The organism is Stenotrophomonas sp. 22LJNL06-5-1, from assembly GCF_056861455.1.
In genome coordinates, this window is sequence record NZ_JBSPUE010000001.1 from 1,170,901 (window position 1) to 1,197,766 (window position 26,866).

Annotated in this window: 24 protein-coding genes; 9 read left to right on the plus strand and 15 right to left on the minus strand. The window is 66.2% G+C overall.

Annotated features, from left to right (window positions below):
• Positions 1 to 125: 125 nt before the first annotated feature.
• From hglS to AC13GF_RS05485, 9 genes are all read right to left on the minus strand, one after another.
• Positions 126 to 1,487 carry a 2-oxoadipate dioxygenase/decarboxylase HglS gene (hglS, locus tag AC13GF_RS05445; protein ID WP_483003621.1) on the minus strand — a complete coding sequence of 454 codons (1,362 nt, stop codon included), beginning with the start codon at positions 1,485 to 1,487 and terminating at the stop codon, positions 126 to 128.
• A 165-nt stretch (positions 1,488 to 1,652) separates the two neighbouring features.
• Positions 1,653 to 2,141: a hypothetical protein gene (locus tag AC13GF_RS05450; RefSeq protein ID WP_483003623.1), complete on the minus strand. Its 489-nt coding sequence runs from the start codon at positions 2,139 to 2,141 to the stop codon at positions 1,653 to 1,655.
• Between the two features lie 31 nt (positions 2,142 to 2,172).
• Positions 2,173 to 2,925, minus strand: coding sequence for an HAD family hydrolase (locus AC13GF_RS05455; RefSeq protein ID WP_483003625.1), 753 nt, complete (start codon positions 2,923 to 2,925; stop codon positions 2,173 to 2,175).
• A 95-nt stretch (positions 2,926 to 3,020) separates the two neighbouring features.
• On the minus strand, positions 3,021 to 3,431 hold the full coding sequence (locus tag AC13GF_RS05460) for an EF-hand domain-containing protein (RefSeq protein WP_004139214.1): 411 nt from the start codon (positions 3,429 to 3,431) through the stop codon (positions 3,021 to 3,023).
• A 232-nt stretch (positions 3,432 to 3,663) separates the two neighbouring features.
• Positions 3,664 to 4,035, minus strand: coding sequence for a hypothetical protein (locus AC13GF_RS05465; RefSeq protein ID WP_483003626.1), 372 nt, complete (start codon positions 4,033 to 4,035; stop codon positions 3,664 to 3,666).
• 228 nt (positions 4,036 to 4,263) lie between these two features.
• Positions 4,264 to 4,977 (minus strand): M15 family metallopeptidase, encoded by a 714-nt coding sequence (locus tag AC13GF_RS05470; protein WP_483003627.1) that lies wholly within the window; start codon positions 4,975 to 4,977, stop codon positions 4,264 to 4,266.
• Positions 4,910 to 6,463: a serine hydrolase domain-containing protein gene (locus AC13GF_RS05475; RefSeq protein WP_483003628.1), complete on the minus strand. Its 1,554-nt coding sequence runs from the start codon at positions 6,461 to 6,463 to the stop codon at positions 4,910 to 4,912. The genes AC13GF_RS05470 and AC13GF_RS05475 overlap by 68 nt, the downstream gene beginning before the upstream one ends.
• Positions 6,464 to 6,526: 63 nt before the next feature.
• Entirely contained in the window at positions 6,527 to 9,529 is a 3,003-nt protein-coding gene (locus tag AC13GF_RS05480; protein WP_483003629.1) for a TonB-dependent receptor, read from the minus strand.
• A gap of 51 nt (positions 9,530 to 9,580) precedes the next feature.
• The gene (locus AC13GF_RS05485; RefSeq protein ID WP_483003631.1) at positions 9,581 to 11,071 is read right to left on the minus strand and encodes a transglutaminase-like domain-containing protein; all 1,491 of its coding nucleotides are present in this window, start codon (positions 11,069 to 11,071) and stop codon (positions 9,581 to 9,583) included.
• Between the two features lie 132 nt (positions 11,072 to 11,203).
• Between AC13GF_RS05485 and AC13GF_RS05490 the strand changes: the two genes are divergently transcribed.
• From AC13GF_RS05490 to AC13GF_RS05515, 6 genes are all read left to right on the plus strand, one after another.
• Entirely contained in the window at positions 11,204 to 12,643 is a 1,440-nt protein-coding gene (locus tag AC13GF_RS05490; protein WP_483003633.1) for an SH3 domain-containing protein, read from the plus strand.
• Positions 12,640 to 13,734: a dipeptide epimerase gene (locus tag AC13GF_RS05495; RefSeq protein WP_005412042.1), complete on the plus strand. Its 1,095-nt coding sequence runs from the start codon at positions 12,640 to 12,642 to the stop codon at positions 13,732 to 13,734. The genes AC13GF_RS05490 and AC13GF_RS05495 overlap by 4 nt, the downstream gene beginning before the upstream one ends.
• Positions 13,735 to 14,245: 511 nt before the next feature.
• Positions 14,246 to 15,094, plus strand: a complete 849-nt coding sequence (locus AC13GF_RS05500; protein WP_483003635.1) for a MurR/RpiR family transcriptional regulator — start codon at positions 14,246 to 14,248, stop codon at positions 15,092 to 15,094.
• 15 nt (positions 15,095 to 15,109) lie between these two features.
• A complete protein-coding gene (locus tag AC13GF_RS05505) occupies positions 15,110 to 15,871 on the plus strand; it encodes a L,D-transpeptidase family protein (RefSeq protein ID WP_483003637.1) in 762 nt (253 codons plus the stop codon).
• Positions 15,868 to 17,169, plus strand: coding sequence for an APC family permease (locus tag AC13GF_RS05510; protein WP_049435059.1), 1,302 nt, complete (start codon positions 15,868 to 15,870; stop codon positions 17,167 to 17,169). Before AC13GF_RS05505 ends, AC13GF_RS05510 begins: the two co-directional genes overlap by 4 nt.
• Positions 17,170 to 17,280: 111 nt before the next feature.
• Positions 17,281 to 17,604, plus strand: coding sequence for a hypothetical protein (locus AC13GF_RS05515; protein ID WP_483003639.1), 324 nt, complete (start codon positions 17,281 to 17,283; stop codon positions 17,602 to 17,604).
• A 50-nt stretch (positions 17,605 to 17,654) separates the two neighbouring features.
• Here AC13GF_RS05515 and yiaA read toward each other — a convergent pair whose 3' ends face one another.
• Positions 17,655 to 18,110, minus strand: a complete 456-nt coding sequence (yiaA, locus tag AC13GF_RS05520) for an inner membrane protein YiaA (RefSeq protein WP_483003641.1) — start codon at positions 18,108 to 18,110, stop codon at positions 17,655 to 17,657.
• Positions 18,111 to 18,278: 168 nt separating this feature from the next.
• Between yiaA and AC13GF_RS05525 the strand changes: the two genes are divergently transcribed.
• The gene (locus AC13GF_RS05525) at positions 18,279 to 19,445 is read left to right on the plus strand and encodes a PQQ-dependent sugar dehydrogenase (RefSeq protein ID WP_483003643.1); all 1,167 of its coding nucleotides are present in this window, start codon (positions 18,279 to 18,281) and stop codon (positions 19,443 to 19,445) included.
• Between the two features lie 69 nt (positions 19,446 to 19,514).
• Here AC13GF_RS05525 and AC13GF_RS05530 read toward each other — a convergent pair whose 3' ends face one another.
• The 4 genes from AC13GF_RS05530 to folB form a co-directional block, all read right to left on the minus strand.
• The gene (locus AC13GF_RS05530; RefSeq protein WP_483003645.1) at positions 19,515 to 20,057 is read right to left on the minus strand and encodes a hypothetical protein; all 543 of its coding nucleotides are present in this window, start codon (positions 20,055 to 20,057) and stop codon (positions 19,515 to 19,517) included.
• Positions 20,058 to 20,187: 130 nt separating this feature from the next.
• Entirely contained in the window at positions 20,188 to 22,362 is a 2,175-nt protein-coding gene (locus AC13GF_RS05535) for a glycoside hydrolase family 3 N-terminal domain-containing protein (protein WP_483003647.1), read from the minus strand.
• Between the two features lie 128 nt (positions 22,363 to 22,490).
• Positions 22,491 to 23,762, minus strand: a complete 1,272-nt coding sequence (locus AC13GF_RS05540; protein WP_483003648.1) for a mechanosensitive ion channel family protein — start codon at positions 23,760 to 23,762, stop codon at positions 22,491 to 22,493.
• Between the two features lie 62 nt (positions 23,763 to 23,824).
• Complete coding sequence (gene folB, locus AC13GF_RS05545; protein ID WP_005407807.1) at positions 23,825 to 24,178, minus strand: dihydroneopterin aldolase; 354 nt, start codon at positions 24,176 to 24,178, stop codon at positions 23,825 to 23,827.
• Positions 24,179 to 24,535: 357 nt separating this feature from the next.
• On the opposite strand from folB, the gene AC13GF_RS05550 reads away from it, so the two are divergent.
• On the plus strand, positions 24,536 to 25,189 hold the full coding sequence (locus tag AC13GF_RS05550; protein WP_483003712.1) for a hypothetical protein: 654 nt from the start codon (positions 24,536 to 24,538) through the stop codon (positions 25,187 to 25,189).
• Positions 25,190 to 25,331: 142 nt separating this feature from the next.
• Here the strand turns inward: AC13GF_RS05550 and tsaD are convergent, their stop codons facing one another.
• Positions 25,332 to 26,357 (minus strand): tRNA (adenosine(37)-N6)-threonylcarbamoyltransferase complex transferase subunit TsaD, encoded by a 1,026-nt coding sequence (gene tsaD, locus AC13GF_RS05555; RefSeq protein ID WP_483003650.1) that lies wholly within the window; start codon positions 26,355 to 26,357, stop codon positions 25,332 to 25,334.
• Between the two features lie 166 nt (positions 26,358 to 26,523).
• On the opposite strand from tsaD, the gene rpsU reads away from it, so the two are divergent.
• The gene (gene rpsU, locus AC13GF_RS05560) at positions 26,524 to 26,739 is read left to right on the plus strand and encodes a 30S ribosomal protein S21 (RefSeq protein ID WP_002808376.1); all 216 of its coding nucleotides are present in this window, start codon (positions 26,524 to 26,526) and stop codon (positions 26,737 to 26,739) included.
• Positions 26,740 to 26,866 lie beyond the last annotated feature (127 nt).

Sequence of the window (26,866 nt, forward strand, 5' to 3'; positions counted from 1 at the left end):
CATGGCCCGGCGCTACCAGCGTCCGGTGGGTGCGGACCTTGGTCCGCACTGCATTTGCTCTGGAGCCCGGATACATCAGTGCGGACCAAGGTCCGCACCCACCACACGCACCCAAGCGGTCCCGATCAGGCGCGCAGCGCCACCAGCGATTCAGCCTGCAGCCGCTCGTAGATCTCGAACTCGTCATTCACCGCCACGCCCAGCGCCTGCTCGAAGGCCTCGCGGTTGGCTTGGGCGGCGTAGGCGCGCTGTTCTTCACCGCCGAGGTTCGACTGGAAGATGCCCGCGGCACTGACCGGCAGGAAGTCCTCGTAGACGATCGGGTCGGCCGTGGCCAGCCCCGCAGCCACCAGCACTTCAGCCGGCAGATCGGCCACGCGCTCCGGCGCGGCACGGCCGGCATCGGTCAGCTGGTAGCGGTAATACCCCAATCCTTCCTGGCGCAGCGTGTCGTGGTCATCCGGGAAGCTGGCGAACACCGCCTGCAGGCGCTGGCCGTAGTCGCCACCGGTGCTGCCTTCGCCACCGGCATCGCGGGCCTGCGACAACAGCTGGTCGTACAGCGCGCGGCCCTTCGGGGTCAGCGCAAGGCCGCGCTGTTCGATCTCGCCGAAGCGCGCGGTATGGGTGCCGGCATCGCCACCTTCCGCGTCCGGGAAATGCACGGCCTCTTCCAGTGCCTTGAAACTGGTCTGCCGCAGCAGGATCGGGCAGGCACGGCGCGGCGGGCCTTCGATGACCGCCTTGGCCGCCATGCCGTGCTCGATCATCGCGGCCTGCGCGGCGTCGATGTCCAGCGTGCGCGGCGTCAGGTGATTGATGTGCGGGCCACGGAAACTGACCACGTCGGCCACCAGCCGATGCGCGTTGTGCAGCGCGTGGTAGGTCGGCAGGTCGACCGTGGCATCGCCGTGCCAGCGGAAGGTTTCCAGTGCTTCGTCGACGAAGCGCCCGGCATCGGCCTGCGACAGGCCACCGTCACGCTCGGCCTGGTCGATCAGCGCCAGTGCGCCTTCGGTGAAGATACGGCGGCGTTCGAGGATGCGCGCGGACTCGGCACGCAGCGCTTCGTCTTCGATCAGCTCCAGGCGCAGCAGCGAGGTGAACACGCGGAACGGATTCTGCGCCAGCGCGGCGCCGGTCAGCGGGCGGAACGCGGTGGAGTGCACCGGCACGCCGGCCACCGACAGGTCGTAGTAACCGACCGGGAACATGCCCATCACCGCGAACAGGCGGCGCAGCGTCGCCAGCTCCTGCACCGTACCAACGCGGATCGCGCCATGGCGCTCTTCGTCCAGGCGCGCACGCTCGTCGTTGCGCTGCAGCTGCGCGGCCAGAGCGGGGTCCTGCTCCAGCACCTGCGCGTTGATCCGCTCCACCAGTTCCACCAGCGTGCCGTACAGCGGCACTTCGGTGCGGTACATGCGGGACATGGCCTGTGCGAACAGGCGGCGGATCACATCAGGCGAAACGAAAGAGGCGCTCATCAGTCACTCGATTACGGGAACGGGGAACAGCTCGGACCCGTATTGTCGCCGGAGCGCGGCGCGGCGGCGATATGCAGAGCAACATGAAAGAAATCGGTAGTGCCGGCCGCTGGCCGGCAACCTCCGGATGCCTGGAATGGTGCAGTTGCCGGCCAGCGGCCGGCACTACCGCTTGAGCTGGCGCTTCAGGGTGGCATCCAGGGTGATCGGCCGGTCCCAGTGCTGGTAGCTGGCCACGATGGCGTGGCGCACGGCGCGGTAATGCAGGTTGTCCGGCTTGGTGGGCATGCGCTTCACCACCGCTTCCCAGCCACCCTCCGGGTCCTGGCTGAAGGCGCGCACGCTGTCGCGGCAGGTCTGGCCGCTGGCCTTGGCCCAGAAACAGGCGAAGTAGATGTCCCCGGCCTGCCAGCCATGGGTGGTGAACAGCGCGCTGATGTAACCGCGCGGCACCTCGGCATAGCGCGACACTTCGTCGAGGAAGGCGTCGGGGTAGCGCTCGGCGTAGTGATTGATGTCCTGCAGCTGGGCATCGACCCAGTGGTCACCGGTTCCCACCGTGTAGTCCGCCGAACGCTCGGCGGTCTGCTGGGCCAGCACGGTGGCCGGCACCAGCAGCAGGGACAACAACAGCGCGCGAAGTCGGACGTTCATGCCCCGATTCTGCCGCAGCCGCCGGGCCCTGTCAGGCCGCCGCAGCGGCCTTGGCCTCGATCGCCGCCAGTGCGGCCGGCCAATCGTGGGCGGTATCGGCAGTGACCATGCGCGGTTCGTCGTCGGCCACGCCATGCTGGGTCTCGTGCGCCCAGGTCACTGCATACGGGGTATGCACGCCCCAGCCGCCCAGGGTCACTACCGGCTCGATATCCGAACGCAGCGAGTTGCCGACCATCACGAACTGCCGCATCGGCAGATCGAACTCGGCCAGCACGCGGGCGTAGGTTTCCGGGTCCTTCTCCGAGACGATCTCGATACGCGGGAACAGCTCGCGCAGGTTGGCCACGTTGATCTTGGCTTCCTGGTGGAACAGATCGCCCTTGGTGATCAGCACCACCGGGTAGTGCTCTGCGATGGCCGCCACCGATTCGCGCACGCCGTCGATCAGATCGACCGGGTGGCGCAGGGTGTCGTGGCCGATGTCCAGCATGCGCTGGATGTCCTTGGCGTCGATGCGCTGGCCGGTGATGTCGATGGCCGCTTCGATCATCGACAGGACCATGCCCTTCACGCCGTAGCCGAACACGGCCAGGTTGCGCTGCTGCACTTCCAGCAGGTGGCGTGCGGTCTGGGTGTCGTGCACGTCGACGTAGCGCGACAGCAGGTCAAGGTAATCCTGCTCGGCCTTGCGGTAGTAGTCCTCGCTCTTCCACAGCGTGTCGTCACCGTCAAAACCGACCAGGCCGATGGCGCGCGACGGCGCAGGCGTGGAGGTGTTCATCGTGCAAGGATACAGGGGTGCTGGTGACGATAAAAACCCGGGCGGCCGCAGCCGCCCGGGTCCCCATGCACCAGTCTTCCCGAATCAGGTGTGGATCAGCGGCCCTGGGCCGCGCCGGCACCCGCACCGGCCTGCTGCGCGGCCACGTAAGCCTTGTACTCATCGGCGCTCAGCTCGCCGTCCTTGTTGGTATCGGCCTGGTCAAACACCTGGGCCAGGCCCGCGTTTACCTGTGCCTCGGTCTTGCTGATGGTGCCGTTGCCATCGGTATCGATGCTGGCCCAGGTCTGGCCACCGCCATTGGCCTGCGCCGATGCCGCCGCGGCCGCATTGGTCGCCTGGTCAGCCGCCTGCCCTGCCTGTGCCGCCGACTGCTGCGCCTGCGCGGCTTCGTTCTGTGCCTGCGCGGCCTGCTGCTTGGCCGACTGGGCCATCGCCGGAATGGCCAGCACGCTGCCGGCGGCGACGATCAGGGCGATCAGGGGCTTGCGGTTGCGAATAGTCATCAGGGGTGTCTCCTACCAATTGGGTGGTGTTGCGCGGCGTGTTGTCTCCGCACGGCACCTACCCTGCCACCGCCTTTCTGAATCGATTTTGCGTTGCGACCGGCGTGCACACACACGATTAACCACTCGCCTCCACGCATGCATTAGCGCGGTGGTTAGCAGCAAGTGAGCAGCTCATAAGATGCGCATTCAGCGCTGCCGGATTTAACCGGCAACCAACGAAAAACCTGCGTCAGTCGACGGTTTTTTCCAATGACCGCGAACTGAACAACACCCAGCCGAGGGCAACACCGGCGAGCGCTCCGGCGATTTCCAGCACCACGCGGCTGCCGAGTTCGTTCGGATCATGGATGGTGGCCAGGAACAGGCGCGCGTACAGCGGCGACTCCAGCCGCACGATGCCCATGTAGAACAGCTTCCATGCGTCGATGCCGGCGGAGATGATCACGGCGATGACGCAGGACCAGCCGATCGCGTGACCCACTGTCCAGTGCAGCAGCCGGCACAGCTGCGACCACAGGACGTACACCAGCAGCCCGACCAGCAGGGCGATGGCGCCGGCTTCCAGGGTACCGAGCAGGCCGAAGTGCAGGGGTAGGTTCATCGGGTGGGAAACGGTGGGATGGCGGCCAGTGTAAGGGATCTGCCCCGGACCCAATCCGGTAGCCCCAGTAGATCCACGCCATGCGTGGATGCTCTTCGTTCAATTTTCGAGATATTCGATGTCGATGGAGATTCATCCACGCATGCCGTGGATCAACCGTGTCGACCAAGATCGATACCTACCAGGAGCAGCGGGAAATTGTCGAGGGCGCAGCCCTGCCGATAACCCCTAAAGCACCGGCACGTCGTACGCGGTGCCGGGATCCGGCTCGGGCTGCAGGGTGTAGTGCCACCACTCCTGCGGATAGTTGACGAAGCCACGGCGCGCCATCGCCTGCACCAACTGCTGGCGGTTCGCCTGCTGCGCAGCGCTCAGCCCGCTCGTCCGGGTATGCGCGCGCGGGCCAAAGAAATCGAAGTCGGTGCCCATGTCCAACGGCGTACACGCACCGCTGCGGCAATCCAGCAGGCCCAGATCGACCGTGGCGCCGCGGCTGTGGCCGGAGCGCTCGGCGATGTAGCCGTCGGCCAGCAGCCGTGGCTTGTCCAGGTCCGGGTACTGCTGTGCCTTGCGCGAGCGCTCGCGCGGATCGTTCACCCAGGCCATGAACGCCTGCACCGAGCGCACCGGCCGGTAGCAGTCGTAGAGGCGCAGGCCCAAGCCCTGCGCGCGCAGATCCTGTTCCACCTGTGCCAGCGCCTTCGCCACCGGCGCCAGCAGGTAGCAGGACGGCGCCTCGTAGCCGGGCACGCGCGCGCCGGTGAAATTGTTGGCGCCGGCGTAGCGGATGTCCATGTCGATGCCTGGCGACAACGTGCGGATCTCCACCAAGCCAGCGCTGGCCGCGTCGGTGGCCGGTGAAACACGCGGTGGCTCAGCGGCGCTGGTGGTCGCTGCCAGCGCAGTCGCCAGTACGAGTGAAATGCAGGTCCTGGAAGTCATAGCTGAAGTCGATGTCCGGATCGATGGCGCGCAGGTCCAATGTCGGTGCCGGGCCTTCGCCCGGCTGCAGCCACGCCTGCGCCTCGTCACCCAGCGTATCCCAGCGCAGCAGCCAGCGCCCCTGCAGTTGCAGCACGGCCGCCTGCAGCCTGGGCGACTTGTCCACGCTGAAGCGCAGGCCGTCCTTGCCCGGGCACAGCGAAGCCGGGCCCAGCCAAGGATCGCGGTAACGGCCCTGCCAGCGTGGCAGATCCGTGCGGCTCGTCTCCTGCGCCGCAACGGTGGACGGCCGCGAATGGCCGGTTGCCGCACGAGCGGCCTGGTCTGCCTTCAGTTCCGCCAGGTACTCCATCGCAGGGCGCGCATCATCGGGTGTGGTGAAGCGTTTCAGCGCGGCCTGCATCAGGGCCGTGCGTGCATCCTCACCTTCGCCATTGATCAGCATCACCACACCCACCTTCCGGTCGGGCAGCAGCGCCAGCGACGAGTACATGCCCGACAGCGTGCCGGTGTGCGCCACTTTCCACTGCCCGTCCATGTCCGACACGCGCCAGCCATAGCCGTAGCCGTAGAAATGCGCATTGTCCCAGCGCCGCTGGCGCTCACCCAGCGGCATCGGCATGTGCAGGGTCCACAGCGTGCGCCGCTGTTCGCTGCCCAGCCAGTCCGGCACCAGCGCGGGATCCAGCAGCACCTGCATCCAGCGCGTCATGTCGCGCAGTGAACAGCGGATGCCGCCCGCTGCCATCGAAGGCAGGTCCGGGCTGATCGCAGCCTCGGCGTTCACCACCTCGTTGCGTTCACCACGCCAGGCATGCGGCTGCGCCACGTTGCCCACGCGTTTCACCAACCACGCACCCACCTGGCAGCGCGTCATGCCCAGTGGTTCGAACACCTGCTCGCGCATCAACCGGTCGTACGGTTTTCCACCCGCTGCCGCCGCCACTTCACCGGCCACCACGTACATCAGGTTGTCGTAGGCGTAGTGGCTGCGGAAGCTGCTGACCGGCTTCAGGTGCGCCAACCCGGCAATGATGTCGTCGCGGGTGAACGTGTTCGGCTCCGGCCACAGCATCAAGTCACCGGCGCCCAGGCCAAGGCCGCTGTTGTGGATCAACAGGTCACGTACCTGCATCTGCTGGCCCACCCATGCGTCGTGCATGCGGAACTCAGGCAGATGGCGCTGCACCGGATCGTCCCAGCGCAGCGTGCCCTGCTGCACCAGCCGCGCTAGCAGCGCGGCGGTCATCGCCTTGCTGTTGGAGGCGATCTTGAACAGCGTGTCCTCGTTGATGCGGCCGCCATCACCACGCGCACCCTCCACATGGCGATAGACCACCTGTCCGTTCTCGATCACCGCCATCGCCAGCCCGGGCAGATGCTCGACCCGGACCACGGCGGCGACATCGGCATCGATCGAGGCGGTGTCGGTCGCCGATGCCGAGGGTGCGGCCAATGCGGCCGCAAGGATCAGCAGATGATGCATGGGTGTTCCTCACGGGTGCGACCCGGCACCCGCGCCGCCCATCGGGACGGCGCAGATCGTGCTTCAGTAGTTCAGGCTCACGGTCAGCTGTGCATAGCGCGGTGACTGGAAGCTGGTCGGCCACAGGAAAGTGTCGCTGATGTGACCAATGGCGTTTTCCTTCTCCTGGTCAACCGACATCTTCTTCTGCTGGTTGGTCAGGTTGTAGATGGACAGCTTGACCTTCAGGTCGGCCTCGCCGAACTGCTTGTTCCAGGTGATGTTCGCACCCAGTTCGTAGGTCCACGGCATGCGCCCGTAGCCGCCACGCGGGGAATGTTCGTAGACACGCTCGGAGGGAACACTGGACGTGCAGTTCTGCACGCAGATGTAGTAGCTGTGGAAGGGTTTGGTATTGCCGCTGGGGTTGCCCACACCAAATCCGGTGACCGGGCCGCCGGAACGGGCATCAAGCGTGGCGCCGACCAGCAGGTTCTCGGTGATCGCATAGCTGCCGCGCAGCTTGAACTGATGGCGACGATCATTGGCCAGGTAACCATAGCCTCCACGGTTGACCCATGGATCATCGAAGTTCTCGGTGCGGCCGGTATCGGCGAAATCGGTATCGGAGTTGACCGGCCCCTCGGCGTTGCCGCGCCCATAGGCCAATGTGTACGAGGCATTCATCGCCCACTTGCCGTCCCAGCCACGGTCCAACTGCAGTTCCAGTGCCTTGTAGTCGCGACGCGGCTTGTCCCAACCGATCTGGCCGATGTAATTGCCCTTGTCATCGTACTGGGCAAAGCCTTCCTTGCTGGTGTCCACGGTCAACCAGCCATCGGAGGTGCCGTCGCAGTTGGTATCCCCCCACACGGTGACCTTCCTGCCCGGGTTGGCCATCACCCAGCCCACTTCGGCGTTGCCGCACTGCGCGCTGGCAGTGATATGCATGTCATCGATGGCGTTGTGCAGCTTGCGGTAGATGCCACGCACCCCATAGGACCAGCGCTCGTTGAGCATCTGCTGGAAGCCCAGGATCAGCTCGTCCTGGTAGACCGGATCCATGTCACGGTCCACTTCCGAGCGCAGGTCACCCACGGTGCCATCGCCCTGCGAGTTGTCCACCGGCCCGATCTGCGCACCGGTGCGCGGCACGGCATAGCGGCTGCCATTGATCTCGCGGATGTCCCAGCCGTTGAAGGCATAGTAGGTGCGCTCATCAAGCAGGCCACCGGCCTGCTTGATGTTAATGACGTTGGCCACCGGCAGGTAGTAGCGGCCGATGTTGCCGAACAGTTTCATTGCACCATCGCCCTTGATGTCCCAGGCGAAGCCGGCGCGCGGCGCCCACATGTTGTCCATCTTGATGTAGCTGCGACCTTCGGCATCCTTGTTGTCGAAGGTCTCCATGCGGATGCCGAGGTTCAGCAGCAGGTTGTCAGTGACCGACCAGTTGTCTTCCAGGTAGTACGCCGAATTGGTGCTTTCGAACTCACCCCCCACTTCATTGCGCCGCGCACGCACGTAGGCGGTAGTGCCCGCTGGCACCACGCCGCCGTTCTCCAGGATCGAACCAGGGGTGGTCTTGTAGACGTTGTAGTAGAACGCACCGGGGCCCGGATAATAGCGGTCATAGGTGGACACGTTCTTCTCGTGGTCCACACCGAAGCGCAGCAGATGGGCGCCCAGCTGCCACTCGAAATCCAGCCGCGCCTGCTCGCGGTCATCCACGCGCGACTGCACGGTAGAGTTGGTGGTACAGCCCAGCGGTACGCCTGCCGGCGCCAGTCCGCTCTCGGCCACCACGCGGTTGCACTCCAGGTCGGTCATGCTGCGCTGCGAGGCATAGCGCTGGTTCTTGCCGTACATCGCACGCACCGACAGGCCTTCGGTGAGCTGGCCGTTGTAGGACGCGGCCCAGTTCTTGCCGCCGTTGGTGGTGTAGATCTCGTTGGTCTTGGCAGTGGGCTCGCCCTTGGCCAGGTCGAAGCCGTAGACGTCGTAAGCCCAGTTGTCCTTGTCCGAGAACCCCATCAGCGACAGGCGGTGGTTGTCGTTGATCTGCCAGTCCAGCTTGCCGCCCCAGAACGGGTCGTTGGTGCTGCCCTGGTTGAAGACGTTGCCATCGTTGTTGGTGTACTGGGCGCGATTGTCGCGGATCTCGTACATGCCGAAGAAGAACAGGCGGTCCTGCACCAGTGCACCCGAACCCCATACGTTGAGGCGGTTGGTGGTGTGCTTGTCCTGGCTGCCGATGATGTACGGCGTACCGTCAACGGTGTAGTGATCGTTCTTGCTGGACTGCCAGGCACGCGGCTCGAAGGTGTACTCGACGCCAGCGTGGAAATCGTTGCTGCCCGAGCGGGTCGCAGCGTTGATCACGCCGCCGGTGGTACGGCCGAACTCCACCGAGTAACCGCCGGTCTTCACCTGGAATTCCTGGAAGAACGCGAACGGTGCCGACGAGAAGCCGACACGGTTGTAGAAGTCGGTTACGTTCAGGCCATCGATGTAGACCGCATTCTCGGCCACCGACGAACCGCCGAAGGAGATCCCCTGCGCACCCAGCGAGCCTTTGCCCGAGACCACGCCCGGCGCCAGCATCGCCACTGATTTCAGATCCTGGTCGACCGGTAACCGCTCGATATCCTGGCGGCTGAGGTTCATGGACGAGTCGGTGGAAGTTACGTCCACCATCGAGATGACCTGAGGTGCACGCACCTGCACGGCGCCCAGCGTGCTGATACCCGAGACCGGCACGTTGACCGTGGTGGCGTTGCCCAGTGACACCGTCACTTCACCCACTTGCGCAGGCGCGCCGCCAGCCACCGCCACCTCCAGGGTGTAGGTGCCTACCGGCAACTGCGGTATGCGGTAGCTGCCGCTGGCGTCGGCCTTCACCGAACGCGAGAAACCGGTGGCAGGATTGCGCACGGTCACGGTAGCGGCCTCCAGGCGCTGGCCCGAATCCGTGACCAACCGGCCGACCACCGAACCATCCTGTGCGAATGCGCTGGGCGCGATCACGCCCAGACACGCCCCGAGGGCGACGCACAACGCCGCCCGCTTGATGCTGTATGCCTTCATCCCCTGCTCTCTCCTGCAAGAATTGAATGGTGTGGAATGCGAGGTGTCGCGCTAGCGTTGCCTGGCTGGCAGTACCCGCCACTGGAAGTCGTAGCTCCATTGGTCGAAGTACAGGTTGCCGCCTGCCCACTCGGCCTCGCCGCGCTGCGAGTCGACCGTTTCCGAGCGGAAGTGCTGCTTGGCCGGCACAAAGGCCTGGCCGAAATCGTCGTTGAAGGCGATGCGGTAGCCGTCGAGGCCACCCAGATAGAAATCACGCAGTGCAGGCACATCGCTGGCCAGTGCGCCGGTGGTCACGTCCATCGGCAGCCAGCCGTATGGCGCCAGGTAGACCTGTCCCCAGTCATGCAGGTTGTTGTAGCCGCTGCCATCGTCGGAGAACACCATGCCCGACTGCCAGCGCGCAGGAATGCCGTTCATGCGCAGCAGCGCAATCAGCAGCAGGGTCTGCTGCCCGCAATCGGCATGGCCGGCACGCAGCGCGTAATCGCTGATGTTGCTGATCGTGGAGTACTCTCGCGCACCGGCCCAGGGAATGCGATCCACGGCAGCAAACAGCTTGCGCACCACTTCATACGGACGTGTCTCGCCCTGCAGTACCTGGTCGGAGAACAGCTTCAGCGCCGGGGTGAAGCGCACATGCGGCAGCTGCTCGGACAGATAGGGCTTCAAGACCGGATCAGCCGGGGTTGGCTGTACCTTGGCCGGGTCGATCGCGGTATGCCGGGCGAGGATCGTGACCGCGTAACGGATCTCGAAGCGGGTCGGCTGCCCGGCCACCGCTTTGGCTTCCAGATAGGCGGTGCGCTGCAGGGTGCTGGCCGGTGCCACGCGTGCCTTGCCGGGCGTGCTGCCCAACCACTGCACCTGCTCCTGCTGGCCCGGGATCTCGCGCGGGTACGGAATCCAGGCGCGTACGGTTTCTCCGGCCGGGACGGCATCGGCTTTCACCGTGAGCGACTGGGTGAATTCAATGCGCTGCGGCAGCACCGCCGCCTTGCCACTCTGTTCGGCTGCGGCAAGCACGCGCGCGTGGTGCGCGTTGAGCACCTCGTTCGGGCCCGGCGGTGACATCGGTGCATCCGCGCGGCGGCGTGCGCGTGCTTCGTCACTGAGCAGGAACAGGTTCGACGGTGCGCGCTTGAAATACCAACGCGTGCCATCGATATCGAGATGCTCGATCAGGCCGAGCTGATCCCAGCGCGCGAATTCCTCGTCGGTCAGATCGGGAATCCAGCGGCGCACGGCCGCCTTCGCGGCTGCCTGGTTCAGGCTGAAATCCAGGCGGATGCGGCGCATGCGTTCTTCCTGGAACGCGATGTCGTCGAAACTGACGCCAGGCTCCGCCGCGTCGGCGGCCGACCAGGTGTTCAGTTCGCTGTGAGCTTCGAAGAACCGTCCGGCGTCGATCATCTGCACGACCCGTGCAAACTGGATGGCCGAGGGCGGCGGCTCCGCGCCCGCCGACGACGCCCACAGCAGCAGCGCGGCACACATGCCGGCAGCAACAGGCAGACGCGGTTTGCGAACGGCAGGATCCACAGCGACACTTCCCCAGCGCGGGTGGTAACGGCTGTGTAACACGGGCCGGGATGCCGGTCAATAATTTATTCTTGCTTTCGCGGTCAAAAGGAATAAATATTCCTAAAGGCATTCGAGGAGGGTATGCAGCGCATGATCCTGGCTTCCCGCGCACCGGACCGGCAGTGGCCGCGCCGGTTGACCCTGGCCCTGTGCCTGCTGGCCGCCCCGGCCTTCGCCCAGGCTGCACCGCCACCTGACCCCGGCGCGCCGCTGCCCTATGTGATCGGCCTGCACGAGGCCTATCTCACACCGCAGTACTGGGCCGCACGCCTGGACAACGCCGATGCGCCGATCCTGGATCGCGCGCAGATCGAGGCACAGAACGCACGGATGCGGGCACAGGACAGCCACATCCAGGACATCGCCGCACTGCCAGCCCAGCTTGATGCGGCGGCGGTGCGTGCCAGCATCACCGCGCTGTCGAGCTGGCCCACGCGTGCCCTCTACAACGACAAGGGCCAGGTGATCGCGCCCGCTTTGCGCAGCGCGATCGAAGCCAACCTCGGCCTCGATGCGATTCCCGCCCAGGTGGCACCGGCTTACGGGCTGGTGGTGAAGCGTGCGGCACTGCGCACCTTCCCCACCCGCGAGCGCGTCTTCAGCACCGTCGGTGACACCGACATCGACCGCTTCCAGGAATCGGCACTGTTCCCTGGCGACAAGGTCGCCGTGGTCCACCGCAGCACCGATGGCCACTGGCTGTTCGTGCACAGCGAGCGCTACAGCGCGTGGATCGAAGCCGATGCCATCGCCAGCAGCGACAAGGCCACGGTGCTCGGTTACGGCGCGAAGGGACCGTACCGGATCATCACCGGCGCTACCGCACAGACCGTCTACACCCCGGAAGAACCGCGCGTTTCGCGCCTGCAGCTGGATATGGGCGTGCGCCTGCCGGTGCTGGCCGACTGGCCCGCGTCAGAGCCGGTGAACGGCCAGCAGGCGCACGCCTCGTGGGTGGTGCAGTTGCCAGTGCGGGAGGCCGATGGTCGGTTGAAGCTGGTACCGGCCCTGCTGCCGCGCTCACAGGACACCGCCGCCGACTACCTGCCGCTGACCCCGCGCCTGCTGCTGCAGCAGGCCTTCAAGTTCCTTGGCGAGCGCTACGGCTGGGGCCACGACTACGACACCCGCGATTGCAGCGGTTTCGTATCCGAGATCTACCGCAGCTTCGGGGTGCTGCTGCCGCGCAATACCAGTGCACAGGCGGTCAGCCCGGCGCTGGATCGCCTGCCGTTCACCAGCAAGGACAGCAAGGCACTGCGCGACCGTGCCGTCACCGACCTGCAGGTGGGCGATCTGGTCTACATTCCCGGCCACGTGATGATGGCCATCGGCCACGTCGACGGCCGTACGTGGGTGATCCACGATACCGCGGGCGGCAGCTGGTTCGGCGCCGACGGCACGCGCGTGCAGGCCCATCTCAATGGTGTTTCGGTCACACCGCTGGAGCCGATGATGGCCAGCGATACCGTCCGCTACATCGACCGCATCACCAACATCCAGCGCCTGCGGGCCAAGACTCCTGAATGAAGATCACCGCCATCGAACTGGGCATGCTGCGCGTGCCGCTGAAGACGCCGTTCAAGACCGCCCTGCGCACGGTGGAAACCGTGGAAGACGTGGTGGTGCTGATCCGCACCGACACCGGCAACACCGGTTACGGTGAAGCCCCGGCCACCGCAGTGATCACCGGCGATACGCACGGCTCGATCATCGAAGCGATCCGCCACTTCATCGCCCCGCGCCTGATCGGCCAGGACGTGGTCAACCTCAACCATCTGTGCACGCTGGTGCAGACCGCGATGGAGCGCAACACCAGCGCCAAGGCGGCGGTGGAGATCGCGCTGTACGACCTGTGGGCGCAGCTGCACGGCGCCCCGCTGTACCAGATGCTCGGTGGCGGCGACCCGGTGATCACCACCGACATCACCATCAGCGTGGACTACATCGACAAGATGGTGGCCGATTCGCTTTCAGCGATCGAACGCGGCTTCGAGTCGCTGAAGATCAAGGTCGGCAAGGACATCGGCCTGGACATCGAACGGGTCAAGGCGATCCACGCCGCCGTGGAGGGCCGCGCCCTGCTGCGGCTGGATGCCAACCAGGGCTGGACCGCCAAGCAGGCGGTGCACGCCATGCGCACGCTGGAGGAAGCGGGCGTGGTGCTCGAGCTGCTGGAGCAGCCGGTGAAGGCGGCCGACATCAGCGGCCTGAAGTACGTCACCGACCGCGTCAACACGCCGGTGATGGCCGACGAAAGCGTGTTCAGCCCGAGCCAGGTGATGGACCTGATCCAGCAGCGCGCGGCCGACATCATCAACATCAAACTGATGAAGACCGGCGGCCTGTCCAACGCGATCCGCATCGCCGACATCGCCGGCATCTACGGCGTGCCGTGCATGATCGGCTGCATGATCGAATCGAGCATCAGCGTGGCCGCCGCCGTGCACCTGGCCGTGGCCAAGAGCGATGTGATCACCAAGGTCGATCTGGACGGTCCCTCGCTGGGCCAGTTCGACCCGGTCAGCGGCGGCGTGCATTTCAACGAATCGGAGATCAGCATCAGCGACGTGCCGGGGCTGGGCATCACCGAAGTGCGCGGGCTGGAGATGCTGGGTTGATCTCTGCCTTGCGGCTGGCCTGGCGTACAACTGACTTTGTGTCGGGCGTTACTTTTCTTTCTGCGGAAAGAAAAGTAACCAAAAGAAACGCTCCGCCGGCCGCGAGCCGACGTGCTGCGCACGTCGGTGCCCTGCGCTCCTCGGCCCGCCGAGGGACAGCGCGGAACTCGCTGCGCTCAAACACCCGCGCCTCTTCGCCCTCGCCGGACCTGCGGTGCTCGGCTCGCTTGAAGGCGGACTCAACGGCAGCTCCGGGTAGATCCACGCCACGCGTGGATGCTCCTGCTCTTGCTTCTGCCCTACCCCGTATCCCCTTCGCGGCTGGCACGTGCGCGATCTGTCCGGGGTCGGGCGGGTGGGGTTTGCAGGGGTGTCCGCGCCATGGATGGCGCGGCCAAGCCTCCATGGACGGATTCACGGCGTCCCCTGCAAACCCCACCCGCCCGACCCACTCCATGACACGCTCTACGCGACCAACCGCAACGCGCCTACACATGCCCGGACACCCCGCATGCCGCCCCTGCTGAAAATCCGCACCGAGCGCGGGCAGATGTCGGCCATCGAGCGCCGCATCGCCGACTTCATCCTCGACAACGCCCACCTGCTGCGCGACTACTCGTCCCAGCAGCTGGCCAGCGCGCTGGGCATCAGCCAGTCCAGCGTGGTGAAGTTCAGCCAGAAGCTCGGCTTCAAGGGCTACCCGGACCTGAAGTACTCCATCGGCCAGGATGTCGCCCGCGCCGGTGCCGACCCGCAGCAGGCACCCAGCGAACCCGACAGCGGCGACGACTACCTGCGCCTGGGCGAGGCCCTGCGCCGCAGCAAGGCGCAGGCCGAAGAGGAAACCCGACAGGCCAATCCACGCGAGGAAATCGAGCGCATCGTGCAGCTGCTCGACGGCGCACCGAAGCTGTTCGTGTACGGCCTGGGTGACGACGGCCTGTTCGCGCGCGAGTTCGCCATGCGGCTGTCACTGCTCGGCCTGCTGGTGGTGCCGCATACCGATCCGATCCTGATGCTGGCCAACCTGTCGGCCGCGCGCCCCGGCGATGCACTGCTGGTGTTCTCCGAATTTGGCAACCTGCCGCAGCTTTCGCAGCTGTCACGGCAGTTCCAGGACATGGGTGGCAAGGTGATTTCCATCACCCGCCACACCGCCAACCCGCTGCGCGCGCATGCTGATGCGACACTGGTGGTGTGCGCGCATGACCGCACGCCGCAGGTGGCGCAGCTGCTGTACCGTAGCGCCATGCACGCCCTGCTCGATTTCCTGTTCGTGCTGCTCTGCCACACCAATCCGGATCGCCAGCAGCAGCTGGCGGTGAACCTGGAGCGGATCGACCACCTGCTGGATTCCTGACCGGAGCGCACGTTGATGAAATCGCTGGTCCGCCTTGCCACCACTGCACTGCTGCTTGCTGCGGCAGTGTCCGTTCACGCGGCGCCGCTGGATGGCGCGCGCCAGCTGATCGTGGTCACCAGCGATGGCTGGGACAGCACCCAGGGGCAGCTGCAGGCCTATGTACGCGACGGCAAGGGCTGGCACACGCACGGACAGGCGTTCCCGGTCGCGCTCGGCCGTACCGGCAGCGCCTGGGGCCTGGGCCTGCATCCGGCACAGGCCGATGGCCCACAGAAGCAGGAAGGGGACGGCCGCAGCCCGGCCGGCATATTCGCGCTCGGCAGTGCGTTCGGCTATGCCATCACCCGCCCCGGCACCGCGATGCCCTACCAGCCGATGCTGGACAGCAGCTACTGCATGGACGTGCCCGGTTCGCCGTTCTACAACCGCATCGTCGATGAGAAGAAGGTCGGCAGTGCAGCGGTCAAGGGCTCCACCGAGCCGATGCGACTCGACCTGCACGACAAGGGCGACGTGCGTTACCAGGAAGGCTTTGTGATCGCCCACAACCCGGACAACCAACCCGGCAAGGGCAGCTGCATCTTCGCCCATCTGTGGCGCCAACCGGGCGAGGCCACGGCCGGCTGCACGGCCATGCCACAGGCGCGCATGCAGGCACTGCTGGACTGGCTGCGGCCGCAGGATACGCCGCGCTTCGTGCTGCTGCCGCGCGCCGAGTACACGCGCCTGCAGGCCCAGTGGCAGCTGCCCGCACTGGCCGGAGACGCCCGTTGAGCGCGCAGGACGAACCGCAGCTGCAGCGCGCGGTCAGCCGCTGGCAGATCGTCGGCCTGTCGATCAACGATGTGATCGGCAGCGGCATCTACCTGCTGCCGGCCGCCACCGTCGCCCTGCTCGGCCCCTTCAGCCTGTGGGGCGTGGTCGCCGCCGGCATCGTCGTGGCGCTGCTGGTGCTGTGCTACGCGCAGGCCGCCAGCTACTTCGATGAGCCCGGTGGCAGCTACCTGTATGCACGCGAAGCCTTTGGCCGCTTCGCCGGGTTCGAGATCGGCTGGATGATCTGGCTGACCCGCATCAGCTCGGCGGCCGCACTCAGCAACGCGCTGGCCGATGCGGTCGCGCGCTTCTGGCCGTGGGCCGGCGCCGGCATGGGCCGCATCGCGGTGATCGTGGTGTCGCTGGGCTTCCTCACCGGCGTCAACATCATCGGCGTGCGCTCGGCCGCGCGTACCGGCGTGGTGCTGGTGATCGGCAAGATGCTGCCGCTGCTGCTGTTCGTGGCCATCGGTGCGTTCTATATCGACCCGCAGCTGGCCTTCTCCGGACAACGCCCGGACCCGCATGACCTGCAGCGCATGGGCGAAGCCGCCTTGTTGCTGCTGTACGCCTACGCCGGCTTCGAGAACATCCCGGCCGCCGCCGGTGAGTACCGCAATCCGCGCCGCGATATTCCGTTCGCACTGATCACCATGATCATCACCGTCACCGTCATCTACGGCGCGGTGCAGGTGGTGGCGCAGGGCACGCTGGCCGGCCTGTCCAGCTCGGCCACGCCGCTGGCCGATGCCGCTGCCGGCTTCGGCGGCGAGGCGCTGGCGCTGATCCTTACCATCGGCGCGACCATCTCCATCCTCGGCACCAACAGCAACACGATGATGATGGGCCCACGCTTCCTGTTCGCGTTGGCCCGCGACGGCTACGGGCCGAAGATCCTGGCGCAGGTGCATCCGCGCTTCCATACCCCGGCCGCGTCGATCCTGTGCCAGGGCCTGATCGCACTGGGCCTGGCGCTGTCGGGTTCGTTCGTGCAGCTGGCGCTGCTGTCGATGACCACGCGTCTGTTCGCCTACATCGGTACAGCCGCTGCAGTCTTGGTGCTGGCCAAGCGCTATGCCGATCGCCCGGGTGCGTTGAAGCTGCCGGGCGGCCCACTGATTCCAGTGCTGGCGCTGCTGCTGTGCGTGGCCCTGTTCGCCAGTGCGAGCTGGCAGAACATTGCCGCTGCACTGGTCGCGTTCGCCATCGGCGCGGTGATCTACAAGCTGCCACGCAAGGATGCGGACGCCGGATGATCGGTAACGCCGAGGCATGCCCGGCGGATTGATCTGGCAATCACGCTGCCGGACCGGGCCGTTAACCGCCACGCAGGCACGATCAGGCTTCGTCAACAACGGAGCCCTTCCATGACCGAGTACCAGATCCCCGGCCGCGTACCGGACGACAGCACGCCGCGTGATGAGGTCAGCAACTACTGGCGTGAGCGCTACACGGCCGAGCCGTATTACGACGACCAGCTGTTCTTCGAGGACTACGAGCCGGCCTATCGCATCGGCCACGCCGCGCGTGCACAGGACATGATCCGCGCCTACGAGGAAGTCGAGCGCGAACTGGAATCACGCTGGGCCAGCGAACGTGGCCGCAGCCGGCTGGACTGGGCGCAGGCACGCAGTGCGGTGCGCCGCGGCTGGGACGAAGCGCAGCTGGCGGAGCCGCGGCTGAAGCGATAGCGCCATGCTGTCGTAGAGCCGAACCTACGCTCGGCTCTACACTGGATCGATCACTCCTGTTCCGGCAGCGGCGGCACGATCGCGCCGCGCTTGCTCTCGCCACCACCGGCGGCGATCAGGTCGCGCGTGTTCTTCTGCACCGCCACCGCGCCGAACAGCGACAGCGCGTAGGCCATGCCGTAGAAGCCCTTCTCGCTCGACGCCAGGGTGGCATTCCACAGGCCGACCAGCAGCAGCATCAGCGCCGACAGCAGCGCGAACCAGCACAGCGCGTAGTACAAGCCACTCACCGGAATGCCCTCGACGCGGTCGCGCACGCTCTTCTGCAGCGATACCGCCGCGAACAGGCCGAACAGCAGCAGGGTCAGGTAGTAGCCCTTCTCGTTGAGCGCCATCGTGGCGGCGTTGAACAGGCCGATCAGGTAGGCCGCCGCGCCCAGCAGCAGGGCCACCCACGAGGCGGCGATGAAGGCGGTGGACGGCTTGTGGGGCATGGCAGTGTTCATTGCAGGTCCTTAGCAGGCAGGCGGGCACGCTTTGCCCGGGCGTGCCCACCCTAGACGATCCCGCTGCCGCCGCACAGGGGGCGCGGGACCTTCGGGCCACGACGGTCACCGTGCAAGTGGTATACAAGGGACAGCCCGGCCATCCGCATCCCCGCCCTGGAGATACCCATGACCCGCACGCCCCTGCTGCTCGCCCTCGGCCTGGTGCCGATCCTCGCCACCTCCGCCTGCAATGCTGCCGACCCGGCCGCCAGCGGCGCCCAGACCGCCGCACCGGCCTCTGCGGCCACCGACCAGCGCCCGTTCACCGCCACCGAAGTCAGCCGCTTCGACCAGCCCTGGGCGATGACCTTCCTGCCCGACGGCAGCCTGCTGGTCACCGAAAAGCGCGGAAAGCTGCAGCACCTGGACCTGGCCAGCGGCCAGAAGCACGAGATCACCGGCGTTCCCAAGGTTGCCTACGGTGGCCAAGGTGGCTTTGGCGACATCATCCTGCACCCGGACTTCGCCCGGAATCATGTCGTTTACGTCAGCTATGCCGAGGAAGGCACGCTGGATACCCGTGGTGCCGTCGTGGCCCGGGCAACGCTGGCGCTGGATGCCAACGGCGCCGGTCAGCTGAAGGACCTGAAGGTGATCTGGCGGCAGAGCCCCAAGGTCAGCGGCGAGGGCCACTACGGGCATCGCCTCGCCTTCGGCCCGGACGGCAAGCTGTGGATCAGCTCCAGCGAGCGGCAGAAGTTCGATCCGGCCCAGGACATGGGCAGCAACCTCGGCAAGATCATCCGCCTCAACGACGATGGCAGCCTGCCCGCCGACAACCCGTTCGCCTCGCAGGGCGGTGTTGCCGCGCAGGTGTGGTCGCTGGGCCACCGCAACATTCTGGGCATGGCCTTCGACGCCAACGGCAAGCTGTGGGCACACGAGATGGGCCCGGCCGGTGGCGACGAACTGAACCTGATCGTGCGCGGCGCCAACTACGGTTATCCGGTTGTTTCCAACGGTGACCACTACGACGGCCGACCCATTCCCGACCACGACACGCGCCCGGAATTCGCCGCCCCGAAGGTGACCTGGACGCCGGTGATCTCGCCGGCCGGCTTCGTGATCTACAGCGGCAACCTGTTCCCGCAGTGGAAGGGCAGCGGCTTCATCGGCGGCCTGTCGTCCACCTCACTGGTGCGCGTAGCCTTCGACGGCGACAGCGCGCGCGAAGCCGAGCGCTTCAACATGGGCGAGCGCATCCGCGAAGTGGAACAGGGCCCCGATGGCGCACTGTGGCTGCTGGAAGATGGCAGCAAGGCACGCCTGTTGAAGCTGACCCCGAAGACCTGATGCCCGGTAGTGCCGGCCGCTGGCCGGCATGTTTGTCCGCAACTGCCCCGCGAGCGGGGCCGTCTGCGTTCATTGGATGGTGATGACCTTCACCTCGGTCTTCGTGCAGGCCTGGTCCAGGCACTGCCCGTTCAACCAGACCTGGCCATCACCGATCATCACGCCCTGCTGGTTGACGAAGACCTTGCCGAAATCCTGTTCGGACACCGCCTTGACCACCGCCGGAGTGATGATCTTCTCGTAGTTGCGCTGGAACTCACCGGGGCCGGTGATCTGCTTTCCGCCGCTGATATTCAACGGGAAGCGCACTTCCTCGACCACGGCAGCGCGATCTCCGCCGACCACGGCGGTCTTGAACGCGTTGAAGACCTTTTCGTACTGAGCAGCATCACCCAGCACGCTCTCGATGCGCGCACGCGCGTCTTCCGTGGGTGCATCCGCCGGTGCGGTTGCGGCAGGTTCGGCTGCCGGCGTTGCCGGTTCAGCCGCAGGCGTGGCTGCAGCACTGGCCTCCATAGGCGGCGGAGCATCCACCGCAGGCGCGGCCGGCGGCGCCGGCTGCGAACAGGCCGCCAGCAGCAGGGCGGGAATCAACACAGCGATCGTACGCATGCGCGGGCATCCATTGATTCAAGAACACCGATGGTAGCGCCGCCACAGTGAGGACAACAAAAAGGGGACGGAGGGGATTAAGTCGTTTGTGCCACTAACGACTTAATCCCCTCCGTCCCCTTTTCTGCGATCAGGCCTTCAGCAGCTCGAACTGTACGGCTTCGCCTGCCGCCGAAGAGGCGCAGACCCACAGGTCGAACTGGCCCGGCTCGGCACGCAGCACGCCGTCGCGGCCGGTGAACGCCAACTGCTCGCGGGTCAGGGTGAACACCACTTCGGTCGACTCGCCCGGCTGCAATGCCACCTTGCGGAAGTCCTTCAGTTCGCGCACCGGACGCACGCGGCTGGCCACGCGGTCGTGGATATACAGCTGCACCACTTCCTCACCGGCCACGTCGCCGCTGTTGGTCAGCGTGGTGGTGATGGTCAGGGTGTCGTCCCAACCGAGCTGCGCCGCACTCAGCTGCGGCACGCCGTAGGCGAAGCTGGTGTAGCCGATGCCGTGGCCGAACGGATACAGCGGCTCATTCGGGATCTCGCGCCAACGGGCCTTGAACTCCGACATCGTCGGCAGTTCCGGGCGGCCGGTGCGCGGGTGGTTGTAGAAGTACGGCTGCTGGCCAGACACCTGCGGGAAGCTGACCGGCAGGCGGCCGGACGGGCTGTAGTCGCCGAACAACACATCAGCCACCGCATGGCCGGTCTGCGTGCCCAGGTACCAGGTCACCGCCACGGCCTGTGCATTGCGCACCGCGCCCTGCAGTGCCAGCGCGCGGCCATTGCGCAACAGCACCACCAGCGGCTTGCCGGTCATCGCCACGGCCTCGGCCAGCGCCTGCTGTGCCGGCGGCAGGGTGATCTCCACCCGCGACTGTGCCTCACCGCTGTAGCGCTGCGGTTCGCCCAGCGCCAGCACCACCACGTCGGCGCGCAGCGCGGCGGCCACCGCCGCTTCAGTGCCACCGGGGATGGCCACTTCCAGTTCGCAGCCCGGCACGATCTCCAGCAGCGCTTCATCGCCGATGGCGGCACGCACGCCGGTTTCCAGGTCGACATAACGCTGCTTGTCACCGAACAGCGTCCAGCAGCCTTCGATGTTCTCGCGGTCCTGCACGAACGGGCCGATCAGGGCGATCTTCTGCCCGGTCTTCTGCAGCGGCAGCACGTTGTCGCGGTTGTTCAGCAGCACGATCGAACGGCGCGCGGCATCGCGCGACAGCGCGTCATGCGCGGCGAGGTGCGAGGTATCCGCTTCACGCGCCGGGTCCAGCGAACGGTACGGATCGTCGAACAGGCCGATGGTTTCCTTCAGCCACAGGATGCGGCGCACGCCTTCATCCAGCACACTCATCGGCACGTCGCCGCTCTCGACCAGACCCGGCAGGTGTTCGGCATAGAAGCCGCTCTGCATGCTCAGATCCAGGCCGGCGGTGAACGCCTTGGCAGTGGCGTCGCGGTCGTCGGCGGCGTAGCCGTGGGCGACCAGTTCCATGTCGGCGGTGTAATCGGAGATCACCACGCCCGGGAACTTCCACTCACCGCGCAGGATGTCGGTCAGCAGTTCGGCGTTGGCGCTGGCCGGCACGCCGTTGATGTCGTTGAACGAGGACATCACGGTGATCGCGCCGGCGTCGAAGGCGGCCTTGAACGGCGGCAGGTGCACGTCGCGCAGGGTCTGCGGCGAGATGTCCACCATGTTGTATTCCATGCCGGCCATCACCGCGCCATAGGCAGCGAAGTGCTTGGGCGTGGCCAGCAGCGAATCGGCCGCGCGCAGGTCGCTGCCCTGGAAGCCGCGCACGCGGGCGGCGGCGAACGCACAGCCCAGCACCACGTCCTCACCGGCACCTTCGGCGCCACGGCCCCAGCGCTGGTCGCGGGCGATGTCCACGGCCGGGGCGTAGGTCCAGTGCAGGCCAGCGGCAGTGGCTTCGATGGCGGTGGCGCGCGCGGTGCGCTCGGCCAGGTCCGGCTCGAAGCTGGCGGCCTCGCCCAGCGGGATCGGGAACACGGTACGCATGCCGTGGATGACGTCGGCAGCCAGGATCACCGGGATGCCCAGGCGGCTTTCCTCGGTGGCGACCTGCTGGATGCGGCGGCCCAGTTCGGCGCCCACACCATTGAACAGCGAGCCGACCTTGCCCTCGCGCACCTGTTGCAGCACCTGGTCGGCATTGCGCACGTTGGCTTCCGGGTTCACGTCCGGGGCGAACGGGCGGACCATGTCCGCGAAGACACCCAGCTGGCCGACCTTTTCCTCGACGGTCATCTGGGCAATGAGGGATTCGATGCGATCGGAGGCCACCGGCAGTCCTTGATGAAAACGTTTACAAGCCCGGCATTCTAGCGATCCCGAGCCGTTTGGCGAGAGGTTTCTTCATTCAGTTTCAGCCACCAGCGGGGACCGTATGGCCCCGCCGGGGGCACCGCAGCTTACTCCGAGCCGGCCAACTGGCGCTGCCCGGCCATCAACATGGCGTCGCTGGAGGCTTGGAACACCCGCAGGCCGAAGGCCGGCAGGATCGCCAGCAGGTGGTCGAAGATGTCCGACTGCACTGCCTCGTACTCGCCCCAGGCAGTGCTGCGGGTGAAGCAGTACAGCTCCAGCGGCAGGCCTTCGGTGGTCGGCTGCAGCTGGCGTACCAGCAGGGTCATATCGGTATGGATGCCCGGGTGGCTGCGCAGGTAGCGCTCCACATAGGCCCGGAAGGTACCCAGGTTGGTCACCCGGCGGCTGTTGACCTCGGCCACGCCCTGCTCGCGCAGGCGCCCGTTCCACTGCCCCAGTTCCTGCTCCTTGGCCTGCAGGTAGTCGCGCAACAGCGCGAATTCGCCAAGGAACGCCAGATCACCCTCATCGAGGAAGCCGACGCTGTGCTGGTCCAGGTACAGCGCGCGCTTGATGCGACGGCCGCCGGCCTCCTGCATGCCGCGCCAGTTCTTGAACGACTCGGTCACCAGCTTCTTGGTCGGGATGGTGGTGATGGTCTTGTCGAAGTTCTGCACGGTGATGGTGTGCAGGGCGATGTCGATCACATCACCGTCGGCGTTCTGGCTGGGCATCTCGATCCAGTCGCCGATGCGTACGCGGCCATCGCCACTGATCTGCACGCTGGCCACCAGCGACAGGATGGTGTCCTGGAAGATCAGCATCAGCACTGCGGTGGCTGCGCCCAGGCCGGTGACCAGCGGCCCCAGTTTCACCCCCAGCAGAGTGGCGATGATCGACAGGCCGGCGGCCACGAACACCACGATCTTGACCACCTGCAGGTAGCCCTTGATCGGCTTGTTGCGCGCATCGGGCTTGCGCTCGTACAGACTGTTGGCCGCGTCCAGCGCGTGCGAGAACGCCATCGACACCGTCAGCACGGCCCACACGATGCACAGCTTGATGATGACGTTGACCAGGCTGGGCGGCAGATCGGGGATGAGGGTAATGCCCGAGGCGATCACCTGGCTGGGCACCACGTTGGACAGGCGCGAAATCACCCGCATCAAATGGCTGCCACGCCCGGACTCGGCACCCGGCAGGCGCTGCAGCAGGCGCCGCAGGCCACGCACCAGGATGCGCTTGGTCACCCAGTTGGCCAGGCCGGCTGCGATCAGCAGCGCCGAGATCATCAACGCCAGGTAGGCGCCGGGATAGGGTTCCAGTGTGTTCTGCAGCTTCTCCAGCCACTGTACCGCCACCACCGCGTCCACCATCAGTTGTCTCCTTCTTCCTTCATTGATGTTGAGGTTGCCGGCCAGCGGCCGGCACTACCGGGTCAGTCCCGCGTGCGTTCGATGATCACGCCCACCGCACGCGCGCCGCGCACCGCGCCCGGTTTGCTCAGCTTCAGGCGCAGCCACTTCACGTCGAATTCGTCCAGCACGATCTGCGCGCAGCGCTCGGCCAGGGTCTCGACCAGGCCGAATTCCGACTCGCGCACGAACTGCTCCAGGCGCTTGCTCACCGCCTTGTAGTTCAGGGTGTGAGCGATGTCATCGGTGGCTGCGGGGCGACGATTGTCGAAGCCCATTTCCAGATCGAACACCAGGTCCTGGCGGATCCGTCGTTCCCAATCGTAGATGCCGATCAGGGCGTCGATCGTCAGCCCTTCGATGAAAACCTTGTCCATTGCGCTTACCAGCCCGAATACAGGCGGCCATGGTAACGGCACGGCGGTGAGCCTGCCCGGAACGGGCGGCGGGTGACCGGCAGGGGCGCGGCTCCAGAAAAGACAAAGGGCCCTGCTAGCGGGGCCCTTTGGTACCTCTCAACGTCCCCGGGGGGAGCTGGAATCCAGCCGCGAGTCCCGGAGCACACGATGCAGATCATGACGTTCATTCCCTCTACGGTCCAGAGTCAATCGCGACATACTGGAGGAAGCCCAAGTCGATAGAGGAATTCTGCTGCCTGACGCGACGGCATTGCCCGATATCACGCCTGCGGCAACCAGCGCAGGCTGATGATCCGCCATGTGGTCCCGTATTTGATGAGAGAGCAACGAATCCTGCAGGCAGCGGTGTCACGCCCACGGTGGGCGACGTACAAACGTATTGCGTACCGGCACTCTTTGGACGCCGCCTCGCTTTACGTATGGAACATGCAGATGTGCGGCGCGCTGCTATCTCCCCTGCACGTCTGTGAAATCGTAATCCGCAACGCGGTGGCCGCGGCGCTGGCGCATGCCTTCGGGCCGCGCTGGCCCTGGCATCCTGCACTGCTGCAGCGGATGCCAGCAGATGGCGCGTTGTCGGCCTTGCAGGATATCCATAGACAGGCAGATCGTCGGATGGACACTCCGGAGATCATCACCAGCCTTCGTTTCGCTTTCTGGCAGCAGCTTTTCACGCGGCGCTTCGAGGGAGCCATCTGGGCGCGGGGCTTGAAGATTGCGTTGCCGAACGCGCCACAGGATGCTCTCAGCGTGGTCCGCACGAACATCCATGCTGACCTCGACCGCATCCGCCACCTACGCAACCGCGTCGCGCACCACGAACCCATCCTGGAACGCGACATCGGCGCCGACCTGGCAGCGATCGGGCGGCTGATCCATGCCCGCTGCCCGCATACGCTGGGCTGGCTGCAACGCCATGAGCGGGCGACGACGGTGTTGGCGGCATCGCCGTTGGCACGGCGTCTGTAATACGTCCGCCGGGCGTGGCCCGGCGCTACGGAGGCCTGCCTGTAGAGTCGAGCTTGCTCGACTGCTCTGTGTCCGTCATTGCGCCCAGTCGAGCAAGCTCGACTCTACAAACGCCGATCGAGCGGTTCGCGCGGCCGGGGGCTCACACCGCCGGCAGCGTCGCCATGTCCCAGCGCGGGGTCACATCCACCTTCGGCGGGCTGTGCTGGCCGGCCTGCAGGCGCAGCGCGCCGGCGAAGGCGATCATCGCGCCGTTGTCGGTGCACAGCGCCGGCCGCGGGAAGCAGGCACGGCCGCCGAGGCGCTCGGCCATCTGCTGCAGGCGGGCGCGCAGGCGCTTGTTGGCGCCAACGCCGCCGGCCACCACGATCACATTGGTCCCGGCCGCTTCCAGCGCGCGCTCGCACTTGATCGACAGGGTCTCGACCACCGCATCTTCAAAGCCACGGGCGATATCGGCACGGGTCTGCTCGCTCTGGTCGCTGTCGCGCCAGGCCATCAGGACCTGGGTCTTCAGGCCGGAGAAGCTGAAATCCAGCCCCGGGCGGTCGGTCATCGGCCGCGCGAAGCGGTAGATACCCGGCGTGCCCTGCTCGGCCAGCCTGGCCAGCTGCGGCCCGCCCGGATAGGGCAGGCCCATCATCTTGGCGGTCTTGTCGAAGGCCTCACCGGCAGCATCGTCCAGAGTCTCGCCCAGCAGGCGGTACTGGCCGATGGCGTCCACTGCCACCAGCTGGGTATGGCCACCGGACACCAGCAGCGCCACGAACGGCGCTTCCGGCGGGTCGTCTTCCATCAGCGGGGCCAGAAGGTGGCCTTCCATATGGTGTACGCCCACCGCCGGCACCTCCAGCGCCCAGGCCAGCGAACGGGCCACGCCCGCGCCGACCAGCAATGCGCCGACCAGACCGGGGCCGGCCGTGTAGGCCACGCCGTCGATGTCGTCCACGCCGAGGCCGGCTTCGGCCAGGGTCTGGCGCACCAGTGGCAGCAGCTTGCGGACGTGGTCGCGGCTGGCCAGCTCGGGCACCACACCACCGTACTCGGCGTGCAGGGCGATCTGGCTGTAGACCGCATGGGCGCGCAGGGCCGCGCTGCCGGCAAGGTCGGTGTCATACACCGCCACGCCGGTCTCATCACAGGAAGATTCGATGCCAAGGACTCGCATGCCTGCTATTATGACGCCCCTGCCACCCCCTCGGGGGACGTGCAGATCTCACTGCTTTCGAACTTCCGGCCCGTATTCAGGGTTGGCCGCTTGCAGTTTGTCTATTCGCCGCTATAATGTGCGGCTCGCCGGGCGTGACCCGGTTCTACTGTGTCCCGGAGATTCCATGCCCAGCGTCAAAGTCCGCGAGAACGAGCCCTTCGAGTTTGCTCTTCGCCGCTTCAAGCGCACTTGCGAAAAGGCCGGTGTGCTGGCCGAAACCCGCAAGCGCGAGTTCTACGAAAAGCCGACCCAGGAGCGCAAGCGCAAGGCCGCCGCTGCTGTGAAGCGTCAGCTGCGCCGCTCGTCGCGCGACGTCACCAAGCGTCAGCGCCTGTACTGATCGGACGCATCTTCATTGCGGCGGGCTTGCCTGTCGCGATGGAGCCGAAGCCGGCACGCGCGAGCGTCGCCGGCTTTTTGCGTTTCCGGGTTCGGGCATCCGCCCCTCCCCACCTACCACCACGAGG